Genomic DNA, 13,947 nt, shown 5'->3' with positions numbered 1-13,947 from the left:
TGATATTGATGTGCTGATAATGTTATCTTTTTCCCATGAGAAAATATATTGTTCAAATAGAGAAACGAAAAATTAAACCGCGAAGAGAGTCTAAGGATTCATCGGTGCTACCATCGATTAATAATGAAAAGCTAATTAATGATGAAGCAAACACTAGGGAGAGGATTAAAAAATTAGAAGAAAATAACAACCTCAAAGATAACACTGGTGAAAAAAAAGACCAGAACATTCTGAGCGATAAAAAAAGTGTTGATGAACAAGTTGCTCGGAGCGGGAAAGCACTATCTGAAGGTAATGGCGAAGTATCGAGCAATGATGGTAGCAAGGAAGAGAAAAGAAAAAAATTAGAAGAAAGTTTCTTTAGAATATTAAAGGAATCTGATGAAAGTGGTAACCAAGAATTAAAAAATGAATTCAAAAAATTATTGTTAGGTGAACCTACACCTTCAGGAAGGTCACGAAGAAGTACTAGCAAAAGTTATACGCCTGGTCCACATCAACTATCAAATGAGGAAACGTTAGTACAAATAGCTGAGTCACAAATACGGGAACTAGAGCAGGCCGCCACTGACTCTTCTCAATCTCAATTAATTAAAGATAAGAAAAGGGACTTGTTGCTTTATAAAGTACATCTATTAAGCGCAAGACGCGACCTCGTAGCGATGAGGGCAGCACAAAATAACATTATTACGGCACCTAAAAGCTCAGACTATGCAACTCAAATTGCTGGCCAGCTTTCACGTGCTTTTGTTGCACAGTCTTTAATTGATTATGCTGTAATTGACACGAAAACTATACGAGACGAGATTCTCGATATTGGCGATGTCACTGAAGAGGAACTTGATTCGGCAGGCAAAAGGTTCGAATCAGCCATCGGTATAGAAATGGATAAAGTGCGAGTCGAGCTTAACGAGGGGCTAAAAAATACAGATGCTCGTTGGGGAAAAGCTGTGGCTAAAGAGCATGAAGAGAGAATAGGCGCGATGTTACAAATGGCAGCATCTATATTTGATGTCTCTCTTGGATTTGGTACTGGAATTCACCTTATACGAACATTGCGTAAGCAATATAATGCGTTGAAGAAAGCTAATGAAGCTATCGACGATGCAAGAGCGGCCCTTAAAGCAAATCAGCGCTGGATTGCGCCTTCGAGCCTGCCATTCGCTAATCTTCAGAAAACGCTGACCACAGCCATAAAGACAGCAAAAACCAAATCGAAAGATTTCGCTGGAACAATAACGGTTGGCTCGAAAGAATGGAGTCATGAGTGGGGGCGAGGAAACTCAGCTAGAGCAAATCTTCTCAAGTCAGTCAAGGATGAAATAGCCGAAATATCTGTTGCGAATGGTGGTAATGTAAACCCTAACTACAGTAGTGAGTATTTTGAAAACGAAAGTCGTTTTGGTACGGACAGAACCAAATGGTACTCCTTGGCACGAACCATGGGAAATTTGCTTGCTAAAAATATAGCTAATACTCAAAAACAATTTCTGAAAGAGCCATCAGCCCGAGCCAGCGGAATATGGTCAGGTGCAGGTTCTGCTTTCTGGAAGAATGGTCTCTTTAATGCGAAGCCGCCTTCTGAGCATAACGAGGCTTTAAACTTCAATAGAAAGAGAGCGCAGGAGTTAAATGCTGAAGCCATAGAGCAAGGTTCTAATGTGCGCTATGTTGTCATGAACGAAAGGTATACTAAATGGCACAAAGCAGGTTGGCATACAAATATCTTAAAAGTACCAAAAACAACCTATGAAGCATTACAGCCACGTTTCATGACAGGGGGGAACGAAAACCTGATTGAGATAGGCAATAACCGTAATGTGTTTAACCAAGAATATAACTATAATTCCTATTCAAAGGAATGGGATAGAGAATATTCGGAGTATACCGATGCATTCCCAATCGTGGAAAACTGGCCCAAAGATTTTCAGGTGAGTCCCCACTGATGGATTTTCGAAAGTAGACATACTCGCGATAGAGGTAAATATTTGGGGGCGTTCAACATGCCATTCATGACAACGTCCCGATGATCTCCGCTATATGAGTGGCAGCTGTGCTTTGAGGAATACTCAACATCATTGACGAGAAGCGCCATGTCAGCTGTTGCTATTTGAGGGTGATATTTCGTTGTGTTCTCGATGACTTCGGTTTTAATTAAGCCGCCAGAGCTTGCCGTTTCTCAACGCATCAATTGCTGGTGCTTGGCACAGAAAGTGGAAGGCTCAGCCGTGGTGCTCACAGAACTGCGTTGAGATAGTTGGCTGGATTCATTGTCCTCCAACAGGGCTTTCCATTTGTGGTCGGTGCATCGATTGAATATATCAAAGTCTCCTTGTGGCGGGAGGCTTGATCTTATGGCGAATTCAGCATGATAAGAATGTGGGGTTTATGGATCGGAAAATATTAAGACTCACTAAGGCTGGTTATATCTGGCTGTTGTCATCGATTTGTTCTCAAAACGTGTGATTGGTTGGTCGATGAAAAGGCAAATAACGAAAGAATTGGCTTTGGATGCTTTGTTGAAGGCCTTTGGCGTCGCTCGCCAATAGATATCGTTCATCCAGACCAAGGCAGTCAATATACCAGCCATGACTGGGGTGACTTTTTGCCGCAACATGGCTTAGAAGCCAGTATGAGTAGAAGAGGAAACTGTCATGGCAATGCCGTTGCTTAAAGCTTCTTCCAGTTGTTGAAGCGAGAACGTATCAAGCGAAAAACCTACTCAATAAGAGAAGAGGCACGGATGGATACCTTTGAATATATTGAGATGATCCACAACGTAAAACGTCGGCACAGTTTCAATGATCAGATGTTACATGTAGAGTATGAAAAGCAGTACAAAGAAAGGCTCGAAAGTGTCTAGTAAATCGCTGGCTATTCACCACCGACGATATTGTATCAATGGACAGAAATATCAGTGGTCTATGCTCGAATATAAGTGGCTGACACATTCTTCTGAGTTGGGAGAATTATTAATGGCTCCTCCAATGCATGTGGTTCACTGAATAGTTTTAAAAATTAATTAATTATCTCATTAGAGGTGAAAATGTGACTGTAACTTTTCTCTAGTGAAAATAAAAGCTTAGTTAAAAGTAGAAAACTTAGCATTAAAATCTATATAGTAAATGAACAGATAAGCCATAATATTAGTTATTTCTATGTTTATGTGTTTATTTCATATTCATTACAAGGTGTGACTCGTCATAGCTTTCCCCTTGTATACGATAGGTGTCTTTATTTACTTCTGAAGTTTTAAAACCATGGTTAAGATAAAAATCAATATCGTTATTTTTTTCGGACAAAAGGAAAAGATCAATCCATTCGATATTATCAGATGCAAAACAAAAATCAGTCGCGCAAATAAGCAACTTACTTGTTACTAATGGATTTGCTGGGTAAGCCGTGATGTTCAATTGAATTCGATGCTTACAGAGCCGACACTCATTTGATTTTAACTCGGCGTGGCCGAGGATGTGATTATCATTGTCTAATGCTATCCAAATATGGCGCCATCCACGGTGACCAAAATCGACTCTGATTCCGTTTGTGATTTGCGCAAAAAGGGAGTCAGACGTTGTAATGGCTTCATGGTAATGGTGTGTAAAATGTACATCGTCATGGTTGCTTTCAATTTGTTTGGCAACTTGTGAGAGATGTTCAAAATACAAAGGTAAGTTGTTAATTGTTAGTTGTTCTACATGAAAATCATCAGTACCCATCTTCATTACCTCGTGGCTGGCAAGCTCAGCATGTTTACGTTTAATAACAATTAGCTATCAACAAAAAAGCCCCAGCTCGACGTCTATAGGCATCACATCAAACCGGGGAAAGGGGACGGAACTTAGACGAAATCTTTATACTTATCGAGATGACGAACCGGTTTAGATAGCGCATCACGGCGGAATGGGTCGCCCAGTTCCTGTGTACACATGATTTCAATAATGGTGGTCTTGTTGTCATTCATCTGAGCGTCGATAGCCTTTTTGAGTGCCGGCCCGACATCTTCAAGTCGGTCCACAGTAATACCCTCAGCGCCCATTGCTCTGCCAATTTCAGCGAAGCTTTGGTTATCGAGTTCGCCTGCCACAAAACGGCGGTTGTAAAAATCGACCTGATTCTTTTTCTCTGCTCCCCATTGTCGGTTATGGAATACGACAGCGGTAACAGGAATGTTATGTCTGACACATGTCATGGTTTCCATCAGGCTCATCCCCCATGCACCATCTCCTGCATAAGAAATAGCGGGTCTATGGGGTGTAGCAACTTTGGCACCGATAATGGTCGGGAAGGCATAACCGCAGTTACCAAAGCTCATGGCGGCAAAGAAGCTCCTTGGTTTTTCGAATCTAAGGTAGCTGTTTGCTATTGAGTTGATATTGCCAATATCTGTGGAAACCATGACATCGTCAGGCATTGCTTTCTCCAGCTCTCGTAAGACCTGCCGAGGGTGGAGATATTCCCCTCCTGAGAAGGGTTTCTCTTGGGCATTCTGGTCGATCATGTCGAGACTGAACGCATCTTTTTCATGTGTCCACTCATCGAGTTCTTTTTCCCATGCCGCTTTTTCGCTATGAATTTCATTGAGTCGCTGTTCGCGGTTTTCATCACACTGAAGCGCGCGTCCGTCAAGCCTCGATGTCAGGGCGACAGCAGCGGCTTTTGCATCACCACAAATACCGACTGAGATCTTTTTAACCAGCCCTAACATTTTATGGTCAGCATCTATCTGGACAATTTTCGCGTTCTTTGGCCAATAATCCATGCCGTGCTGCGGCAAGGTGCCGAAAGGCCCCAAGCGAGAGCCCAGTGCGATAACCAAATCAGCCTTTGCGATAAGTTTCATCGCTGCTTTCGAGCCTTGATAACCCAGTGGACCACACCAGAGAGAATGCGAGGCGGGGAAGGAATCGTTATGGAGGTAGCTGTTGACGACAGGTGCCCCCAAGCGCTCAGCGAGGGCTTTACACTCTTCTACACCGTCAGCCATTACGACACCGCCACCTGATATAATGACGGGGAATGTCGCATTGGCGATGAGCTCTGCGGCTTCATTCAGGCTGGCTTCGCCACCCGGGCCACGGTCAAGCCTTGCGGGCTTTGGTATTTCGCAAGTGATTTCGCCGTAAAAATAGTCGCGAGGGATGTTGAGCTGCGTTGGGCCCATATCGCTCATCGCGCGATCAAAGCATCGGTTTGTGTACTCGGCCATCCTAGCTGGATGCGTTACATGGCCTTGGTACTTGGTAAACTCCTGGAACATTGGCAGTTGATTACATTCCTGAAATCCACCTAACCCCATGGTCGTTGTACCTGTCTCTGGTGTCACAATGACAACAGGGCTATGTGCCCAATACGCGGCTGCTATGGCTGTGACACAGTTACTGATTCCAGGGCCATTTTGGCCAATAACGACGCCGTGATTTCCTGAAACGCGGGAATACCCATCGGCCATGTGTGCAGCACCTTGCTCGTGTACCACGGGGATCATCCTAATGCCCGCAGGGGCGAAGATATCCATGGCATCCATGAACGCCGATCCCATGATACCGAACATGGTATTTACGTTGTTCGCAACCAAGGTTTCAACGAAAGCCTCGGAAGGCGTCATCTTTACTGAACCTTCAGTCACTTTTCGCGTGTTTTCTTGTGTCATTACGCTCTCTCCGTGCGTCTTTTTCAATAATCGGAATGAAAAATTTCAAAAAATGAAATTAATACTTACTTTAAGCGTCGGTTTCGATAACATCAATGCTAGTTATAAAATTAGGATAAAAAATCTCAATATTGAGGTTTATAAGCTTGGTATTGAATTGTTGGTGAGATTATCGAGCGTTATTAACACAAAGGAGGCGATATGGATTTTGACGTGTTGGAGAAACCCAGCGAAGAGGTGTCAGTAAGGATTACGTTTGGTATTGACAGTGACATGAACGTATTGAAATTTAAGGACAGGCATCCTTTGGTACCTGATATTGATCCCGATTATGTGTTTGAGCGCAATGTCACTCTGGCTATCTTGGCTGGCTTCGTTCATGACAGGCGCACTATGGTTCAGGGCATGCACGGTACTGGCAAGTCTTCTCACATAGAACAAGTCGCGGCGAGATTGAATTGGCCTTGTATACGAGTAAACCTAGATGGTCATGTCGGCCGTTTGGAGCTTATCGGACGAGAAGCGATTGTGATCAGGGAGAACAAGCAGGTCACCGAGTTTCAGGAAGGGATCTTACCGTATTGTCTGACCCGGCCTATCGCGCTGGTGTTTGATGAGTACGATGCAGGTCGTCCCGAAGTGATGTTTGTTATTCAGCAGATGTTAGAAAAGAAGGGAAAGCTGGCATTGATGGAGCAAAATCGTGTTGTGTCTCCTCATCCATTCTTTAGGTTGTTCTCTACAGCAAATACGGTGGGCTTGGGTAATTTCCAGCACCTTTATCAGGGTACCCAAGTGTTGAACCAAGCTCAAATAGACAGGTGGAATATCGTTGTCACATTGAATTACCTGTCAGCAGAGCAAGAAACCGCGATAGTTATGGCACATCTTGATTCATCGACAAGCGTGAATAAGAGACAGATCATGCAAATGGTGCGGCTCGCAGCTCTGACGAGGCAAGCATACGCCTCGGGTGATTTATCTGTGTTGATGTCACCCCGAACCGTGATTGCATGGGCCGAAAATCTGGCGCTATTCGACAATGAGGTATTTGCATTTACGTTAACCTTCCTCAACAAATGTGATACCAGCGAACAACCACTGGTTGCCGAGTTATACCAACGTTGTTTCGATACTGAATTACCGATACAAGGCATCTTCGGTGGAGAGAATTCTTTGTTGGAGGGGGTGAAATGATTGAGGAACGTGCTCATCTTCCTCTCATACCTTACTCCAGACATGCTCAGCGATGTGCTGAGTTAGACATAGCAACATTGCGAGCGTTGACTGGCGATAAGGAGCTGCTTTTTAAACGTAATCAATTGTTCAAACAACGTAAATTTGTACCGACAACAAGTGGGCATGTAGCCCGGTGGAGTCAAACAGACAGCGGCGTGCTCAGACGTGGCCGTATTGATGCGATCGCTTCCCGTTATATATACTCCGACGGCTCAATACACGAGGCGTTGAGGCCCGATGACCCAATCGGTAGCTATATCTTTGATCTTCTTGAGCAGTTCAGATGTGAGCAACACTATATTGCTTTGTATCCGGGAACAGCAGATTGTCTGCGCACACGGTTTATAGCATGGAGTGACTTCATTGTTGCTTCCGGCGACGATGAGTCAGCGATTGGTATTTTACTACTGACTGTTATCCACATAACGCGGTCAAAAGTCTCATCTGAATCTGTTCCTGCATCGATTACTGAGCGCATTGAAGCCACACGGGCTGCTATTTCGCCTTTCCTTGGTCATCACTTGGTACTTTTGAAGCGCTATTTAACTGAGCAACAGGATTATGCAAGGCATGCTAAAGCGATTGCTGTGTTTGTCTCTGAGTCGATTAGCCATGCTTCGGATAGCGATGATTCTGATGACGTGGAAAGGAATAGAGCACTGAAGGCGCTAGCTATGTTTGCCTCGTTTTACGATGAAGAAGACGCTGTTTTTACGGTAAATACAGATGCGCAATCACGTCGCTCATACGCTGGTGGCTATGACATCTTTACAGACGAGTTTGATCAAGAAATAGAGGCTTCCTCCTTAGTTCGAGTGCAGCAGTTAAACGAATTTCGCGCCACAATAGATTCAATGTTTTCACAGGTGAGTGTGAATCTCAGGGCGTTGTCACGCCAAATGGCCAAGGCGCTGAATGGGCCTCATCTCGATGGTAGTGAGTTCAATCAAGAACAAGGATTCATTGATGGACGTAAGCTCAGCCAGATTGTGGCGTCTCCCTCTAACAATCGTGTTTTCTTTACAGAAAAACAAACCTTGAACGCTGATGTGCAGTTTTCAATTTTGATGGATTGCTCCGGCTCCATGAGAAATCACATACATGATGTGGCTGTGCTGGTGGATACGCTGACCCGAATTGCTGAATTGGCGGGCGCGAAAACAGAAGTGTTGGGTTTTACCACATCGTCTTGGAATGGCGGGAAAGCATACCAAAAGTGGCTGGCGACGGGCAGGCCAACACATCCCGGTCGTTTGGCAGATGTTCGCCATCTCGTTTTTAAACGTGCGAGAGAGACTTGGCGAGATGCCAGACATAATATCGCCGCTCTGTTGAAAGGGGACATATATAAAGAAGGCATAGATGGTGAGGCGCTTGCGTGGGCGGTAAGTCGATTCAGGCAGTCAAAACGGAGACATTGTTTGGTGGTTATCTCTGATGGGTGTCCGATGGAGGCTGCGACGACGCTGGCGAACCATGAATCTTATCTTGATGAGCATCTGATAGGTGTCGCAGATACACTGTCATATGAGAACAATACCGCCTTGGTCGGCGTGGGGCTTGGTCTTGATTTAAGTCATTACTATCGCTATTCATTGGCAATAGGGGGAAAGCTAACGTTAAGCAACCAAGTCCTTTTAGAACTCATCAATGTGATCGCCAAATCTTACCATTCACAAAGGTAGATGTCAGATCTCTACGAGATCCGAAATAAGAGGCTAAGGCCCTCAACAATCAGTTTGAACCCAACAACGATTAACAGCACTATCACGGACTTTTTTAACGTTTGTGCTGATACAGGCGGAGGGAAACGCCGCGCGGCGATGGTTGTTAACATAACTAAAGGAATGGCGATGATTGATAGGTTCCAGACGTCTTGAGGAATGTGACCTTCCCAAAGTACGACCAGTGTGCGAACTCCTGAGGTGCAGCAGAAGAGTGTGAGTAGCAAGGCTTTGACCATCACTATGTTGTAGGGTTGCTTGTATATCTGATAAGCAACAGGCGGGCCTGCCATGCCAAAAGCGCCGCCTGCCAACCCTGCCAGAAAACCCGCGAAGGCAAAGCTTACATGGCTTGATACCGCGTCTTGTGATTTAGGCTTGAGTATAAAGAGAATGCCACTTACGAGCACATTAACACCAAGAAGTGCTTTTAGTGCATTGCTGGCATTTTGGCTGAGATGCTCGAGACTGATGATACCAATAATGATGCCAGGTATGATGCCGACGCTGGTAAACAATATCACATCCCACTTAACAAACTTCATCAACCCCCTGAGGGCGAAAAGGCAATTTGTTAGCGTGATAAAGCTGACGACTATCGCGAGAGTGGCAATAGAGCCGAGTGAAAGTGCGCCAGACACACCGATCACGATAATGGCGAGACCAAAACCCGTAATAGTTTGAATGTAACTGCCCAACATAATGATAAATAGAAGCAGCACAATGTCTGTCGTAATGATCATTGTTACGTGCTGGCCGCTTGTGCCTGTATTGCTGTTGCCGCAACAACATACACGATATCTTCGATCGAGCACCCTCTAGAGAGATCATTGGCGGGTTTGGCTAACCCTTGCAGCAGTGGACCGATGGCTGTTGCCTGCCCGAGTCGCTCTGCAAGTTTATAACCGATATTGCCAGCCTCTAAGTTAGGGAAAATCAATACATTTGCCATGCCTTTCGTGCGGGAGTCCGGATATTTTTTTTCGCTGATTTCGGCGATTAATGCCGCATCAAGCTGTATATCGCCATCAATAATCAAATTAGGTTGTTGTTCTCGAGCAAGTTGTGTTGCTTTCGTTACCTTATCAACGGCGGCGTGTTTTGCACTGCCGTTGGTAGAAAAAGACAACATGGCGACGCGGGGTTCGTTATCCAAAAAAATACGTCCGCTCTCACTGGCACTCAATGCGATTTCTGCCAGTGTTTTGGCATCCGGGTCGATGACCAGTGCGCAATCAGAAAAGATCATGGCTGTTTTTGTTTGATGAAACTGTTTGCAAAAGAGCATTAAGAAGAAACTTGAAACAGCGCTATAGCCCGGCTTCTTACCAATAATTTGTATTGCACTTCGCACGACATCTGAGGTGGTATACACCGCGCCGGATACCATACCGTCCGCAACACCTTGCTTGACTAAAAGGCTGGCAAAAATGAGAGGGTCTTGAACCTGCTTTTCTGCGTCCTCTTTGTGCATACCTTTCGCTTTTCTTAATTCATAAAGCACGTTTGCATAACTGTGGCGTAGCTGTGATGTTTGTGGATCGAAGATTCTCATGCCATCCAGTGACACATTAGCGCGCTTTGCAGAATCAACAATTTCTTCGTATGGGCCGACAAGAATGATGCGTGCAATTTGTTCCTCTGTTATCTGTTTGGCAGCACGAAGAACACGTTTGTCAGTGGCCTCACACAACGCAATCGTCATTTCTTTTGAACGTGCTTTCGCAATCAGTGTTTCGATAATTCTCATAACATTAGACCTTTCCATGTCATAGATAATGGAATAATTTATTCCACATACTAGCATCATACGCTATACGTAAATCTATAAATCGGGATTAAATGTCCCATATATTGTTATATGGATAGGCGTAGCAACTTTGATATGGTCAGATAAGCACAATTGATAGCGAATAGAGGCACCTAAGAGGGGACAAATGGAGCATACACAGCAAGCCAATGAGAACGCGAAGCGAAAAGACAGCGATACGCCGACGCTGAGGCTGTTTTCGCTGCTTGAGGTTATTGCCTGTAAAGATGAGTTTTTCTCATTACAAGGGCTGACAGAGGAAACGGGCATACCCAAGCCCACACTGCATAGGATGTTGACCCAGTTGGAGAGCGCGGGCATTGTTCAGAAAGATGGTGATGGCAAGCAATTTAGTTCGGGGAACAGATTGCGGAAACTTGCCGAGAACATACTTCTCAACTCAACAATGCACAGTGCCAGACGGAGTATATTACGTCGGTTACAACAGGAAGTAGGGGAGAGCTGCAACCTCACTTCAATTGTGGGTGATGAAATTGTGTATGTTGACAGAGTTGAAACTGAAGCACCGCTAAGATTCCACTTACATGCGGGTTCAAGAGTTCCTGTGCATTGTTCTGCTTCAGGAAAATTATTCCTTGCCAGTATGAGCGAGTCAAAGAGAAAGCGGATAGTGAAGCATCTTGATTTTAGTCGACACACTGAGAAAACCATTTGTGACCCTGAAACACTAGAAGACGAATTGGTGAAAGTGAGTGAAGCAGGGTACGCGGTCGATAATGAGGAATTTCTACCTGGTTTGATTTGTGTCGGTATGATGGTGCCATCCAACAGAGGTATTTCCAATATGGCGGTGGCAATTCAAGCGCCTGTTATCAGAATGACGTTAGACAATGTGGAAGAATATATTCCTGCTCTTCGGCGCGCGTCAGAGTCTCTGGCTGCTATTGAAGAAGACGCATGGCCTGTTTAGTGTTCTCTGATCAAGAGCAATCAAAAAAAGGAACAAGAGTAGCCAGTGGCTATTCTTGTTCATTCAACGTCAGGTATCTTTTTACCGTCTGCTGCCTTCTAAATATAATCAAGCATTCGCGCTGCTAATAATATCATCGGCAACTTTCTCACTGAGGCAATAAATCGGCAACGCGACAAATAATCCCGGAATGTGAGGGAAAGAAGATGCATCGACAACGCGCAGGCTATCAACACCACGTACTCTGCATTTACTGTCGAGCACTGCCATCGGGTCATCATCTGCACCGATTTTATTTGTGCAGCTGGCATGATGCCCCCATGCCTCTTTTTTAATGAAGGTCTTCATTTCTTCATCAGAAAGATCCTGTGGGGGCCAGACCTGCTTATTTTGGTTAGCTTTTAGCAGATCCAGCTCATTGGCTTTGTTATTAAATGATTGAGCAGTTCTCACTGCCTTAAGCATCGCATTAACCGTATCTTCGCCTGTGTGGTCGTCAGGGAAAAGTTGGAAGTTAATCTCTGGCGGTTGATGAGGATCAGTACTGGTTATTTTCACCCAGCCCTGATTTGGCGTCTGATGGCCTTTCAGAATGAGCCATGAAAAGTAGTTGTTCTCCTCGCGATTTAAAAAGTCTGAAGAGTACCCTTTGTAATAACCCCTAAAGTTGCCCGGAGCGCCGAATATACAAAGGTCAGGACGGTCATTTCCTTGGTTTGAGAGCTCGCCAGAGCGCCATTTCGCCATAATGGCAATACCATTGTTTCGGTAAATCGCATCTTTGCTGCCTGTCAGGTAATGCTCAAGGCAAGGATCATCTCCTTCTCCCAGCGAACACCCATCCAGTGCGGAGAGCGGGGTATCATACTGCGACACAACACTTATTTCATGATGGTCCTGTAGGTTTTGCCCCACACCAGGAAGCTCTTTAACGATAGGGATCCCAAGACTATCTAAGTGTGTTTTATCACCGATACCTGATAACTGAAGAATTTGTGGACTGTTAAATACGCCAGCCGAAATAATGACTTCTTTCCGCGCCTTTAACGTCATTTCATCTTGAAAGTTGTCATCTGAATATCGCGCGGATGCTTTGTAGATATTTTTACCAGAAATACAGTTTACGCCGACAGCCTTTGGTCTACCATCGTGATTTTCGAACAAAATGTTTTTTACAAAAAGTTGGGTTTTGAGGGCGAGGTGACCATATTTTACGGCGGATGATAAAAGGTATTCCCGAGTACTGTATCGCTTACCATTTTTCACTGATTGAGGAACAAAAAAACACCCGGCTTTTTCTCCGTCGATAGTACTTTTACCGTTTATATCATCATCAAAAATATTGAAAACGGTTGAAAGACCAGCCTTTGGTTGAATCTCTGTTGCTGCTTTACTGGTTAGAATAGCCGAAATGAGTTGTTTGGATAATTTAAAATCAGTCGCGCCCTTAATTAACGTCGCGGGTGTGAGTTCTGGCTGAGCGATTGGCAACCAAGTTTTCACTTTGCCAAAATATTCCCACATTTTTTTGTGGTCCCAACTGTCGTCATTGGTGATGGACGCTATCTGATCCCAGTCTTTGTGTTCAGGATAAAGGCTAATCATACCGTTATGTGTCGTACAGCCGCCCAGAGCCGAGGCACGCGGATAGAAAACCCCTCCCTTTTCTTCGTTGTATTTGAAACCATGTTCTTCGGCAGTGTCATGCGTTTTCGGGAAGAACTCCCAGCTTACCGATTCATCTTCTGATGCTTTAACCGAAAAGGCGGGTACTTCATAAGCATGAAAATCTTCGGGTGATAGCAGGCCGGCATCGATGACAGCAACGGTGTACCCCGCCTCTGCTAATCTCACTGCGAGCGGAGCGCCCCCAGCACCACTGCCAACGACAATATAATCGAAGGTATTCCCCGTTTCTGGCTCCGGTATTGACGGGCCATTTTCTGGTGGTTTTTCGAAGGCATTTACGCCAGCTGCCATTGCTGCGCTGCCAGCAATGGCAGCTGATCCTTTAATGAATGTGCGTCTACTTGTTGAGAAATTAGCGTGTTGTTTTTTTTTTGCCTAATTTACTGTTGTCTTTTTCAGAGTCCATTTTTATTCCTTGTGGTCTTGTTGGTTAATTCTTGACCAAAGATATTAGACTCAAAAGTTACAACCGACATTCTATGTATTTATATTTATACACAAAAACCTTATGAAAATAATTTAACATTTCATCAATAGTAAAAATTAATAATTACTTTTATTTACTGATAAATAAAGAATAAACGTCTCTATATGAATCGAATATAAATCGTTTTATTATACAAGTGGTCACTTATGAAAGTGATAGATTGCTTCAGATAAATAATAATTTCAGTTTTAATAATGAGTTAATAACGAGCTAAAATTATCTATTATGAGAAAAATAAAGATTAAAATAAAAAATTAATTTACGTATAAGCATGTATAAATATCCATACATTCATAAATTTATAAGTGGCTGATATCGTTATATTTGGTCTGCTGGCAGAAACTTCCGGCTAAATACAGTATCCATACATTCATAAATTTATAAGTGGCTGATATCGTTATATTTGGTCTGCTG

At 44.0% G+C, this 13,947-nt stretch carries 9 protein-coding genes and 1 pseudogene; 5 read left to right on the top strand and 5 right to left on the bottom strand.

Going from position 1 to position 13,947, the window contains the following annotated elements; translation table 11 throughout:
• Positions 1–35 precede the first annotated feature (35 nt).
• On the top strand, positions 36–1,946 hold the full coding sequence (locus tag CS022_RS23810) for a hypothetical protein (RefSeq protein ID WP_145964541.1): 1,911 nt from the start codon (positions 36–38) through the stop codon (positions 1,944–1,946).
• A 471-nt stretch (positions 1,947–2,417) separates the two neighbouring features.
• Positions 2,418–2,863 (top strand): annotated as a pseudogene (locus tag CS022_RS28370) (DDE-type integrase/transposase/recombinase); the annotation flags it as partial.
• A gap of 307 nt (positions 2,864–3,170) precedes the next feature.
• Here CS022_RS28370 and CS022_RS23795 read toward each other — a convergent pair.
• Together CS022_RS23795 and xsc are read right to left on the bottom strand one after the other, a co-directional pair.
• The gene (locus CS022_RS23795) at positions 3,171–3,719 is read right to left on the bottom strand and encodes a hypothetical protein (RefSeq protein ID WP_129124361.1); all 549 of its coding nucleotides are present in this window, start codon (positions 3,717–3,719) and stop codon (positions 3,171–3,173) included.
• Between the two features lie 122 nt (positions 3,720–3,841).
• Positions 3,842–5,653, bottom strand: a complete 1,812-nt coding sequence (gene xsc, locus CS022_RS23790) for a sulfoacetaldehyde acetyltransferase (protein WP_129124360.1) — start codon at positions 5,651–5,653, stop codon at positions 3,842–3,844.
• Positions 5,654–5,854: 201 nt separating this feature from the next.
• Between xsc and CS022_RS23785 the strand changes: the two genes are divergently transcribed.
• Both CS022_RS23785 and CS022_RS23780 read left to right on the top strand, forming a co-directional pair.
• Positions 5,855–6,850, top strand: a complete 996-nt coding sequence (locus CS022_RS23785; RefSeq protein WP_129124359.1) for an AAA family ATPase — start codon at positions 5,855–5,857, stop codon at positions 6,848–6,850.
• Positions 6,847–8,577 (top strand): cobaltochelatase CobT-related protein, encoded by a 1,731-nt coding sequence (locus tag CS022_RS23780; protein WP_129124358.1) that lies wholly within the window; start codon positions 6,847–6,849, stop codon positions 8,575–8,577. Before CS022_RS23785 ends, CS022_RS23780 begins: the two co-directional genes overlap by 4 nt.
• 11 nt (positions 8,578–8,588) lie before the next feature.
• Here CS022_RS23780 and CS022_RS23775 read toward each other — a convergent pair whose 3' ends face one another.
• On the bottom strand, positions 8,589–9,359 hold the full coding sequence (locus CS022_RS23775) for a sulfite exporter TauE/SafE family protein (protein WP_129124357.1): 771 nt from the start codon (positions 9,357–9,359) through the stop codon (positions 8,589–8,591).
• A 2-nt stretch (positions 9,360–9,361) separates the two neighbouring features.
• Positions 9,362–10,366, bottom strand: coding sequence for a phosphate acetyltransferase (gene pta / locus CS022_RS23770; RefSeq protein WP_129124356.1), 1,005 nt, complete (start codon positions 10,364–10,366; stop codon positions 9,362–9,364).
• Between the two features lie 187 nt (positions 10,367–10,553).
• Here pta and CS022_RS23765 point away from each other — a divergent pair, with 187 nt between their 5' ends.
• Complete coding sequence (locus CS022_RS23765) at positions 10,554–11,357, top strand: IclR family transcriptional regulator (RefSeq protein WP_129124355.1); 804 nt, start codon at positions 10,554–10,556, stop codon at positions 11,355–11,357.
• Between the two features lie 108 nt (positions 11,358–11,465).
• Here the strand turns inward: CS022_RS23765 and CS022_RS23760 are convergent, their stop codons facing one another.
• Positions 11,466–13,337, bottom strand: a complete 1,872-nt coding sequence (locus CS022_RS23760) for a GMC family oxidoreductase (RefSeq protein ID WP_129124354.1) — start codon at positions 13,335–13,337, stop codon at positions 11,466–11,468.
• Between the last annotated feature and the right edge of the window lie 610 nt (positions 13,338–13,947).

Origin of the sequence: Veronia nyctiphanis, assembly GCF_004116385.1 — a bacterium.
In the GTDB taxonomy this organism is placed as follows: Bacteria; Pseudomonadota; Gammaproteobacteria; order Enterobacterales; family Vibrionaceae; genus Veronia; species Veronia nyctiphanis.
This window is presented reverse-complemented; position numbering and strand designations above follow the sequence as displayed.

Excerpts from the sequence above, each read along its gene's own strand:
- CS022_RS23810 (WP_145964541.1), top strand. The coding sequence starts at position 36 with ATGAGAAAATATATTGTTCAAATAGAGAAACGAAAAATTAAACCGCGA.
- CS022_RS23795 (WP_129124361.1), bottom strand. The coding sequence starts at position 3,719 with ATGGGTACTGATGATTTTCATGTAGAACAACTAACAATTAACAACTTA.
- xsc (WP_129124360.1), bottom strand. The coding sequence starts at position 5,653 with ATGACACAAGAAAACACGCGAAAAGTGACTGAAGGTTCAGTAAAGATG.
- CS022_RS23785 (WP_129124359.1), top strand. The coding sequence starts at position 5,855 with ATGGATTTTGACGTGTTGGAGAAACCCAGCGAAGAGGTGTCAGTAAGG.
- CS022_RS23780 (WP_129124358.1), top strand. The coding sequence starts at position 6,847 with ATGATTGAGGAACGTGCTCATCTTCCTCTCATACCTTACTCCAGACAT.
- CS022_RS23775 (WP_129124357.1), bottom strand. The coding sequence starts at position 9,359 with ATGATCATTACGACAGACATTGTGCTGCTTCTATTTATCATTATGTTG.
- pta (WP_129124356.1), bottom strand. The coding sequence starts at position 10,366 with ATGAGAATTATCGAAACACTGATTGCGAAAGCACGTTCAAAAGAAATG.
- CS022_RS23765 (WP_129124355.1), top strand. The coding sequence starts at position 10,554 with ATGGAGCATACACAGCAAGCCAATGAGAACGCGAAGCGAAAAGACAGC.
- CS022_RS23760 (WP_129124354.1), bottom strand. The coding sequence starts at position 13,337 with ATGGCAGCTGGCGTAAATGCCTTCGAAAAACCACCAGAAAATGGCCCG.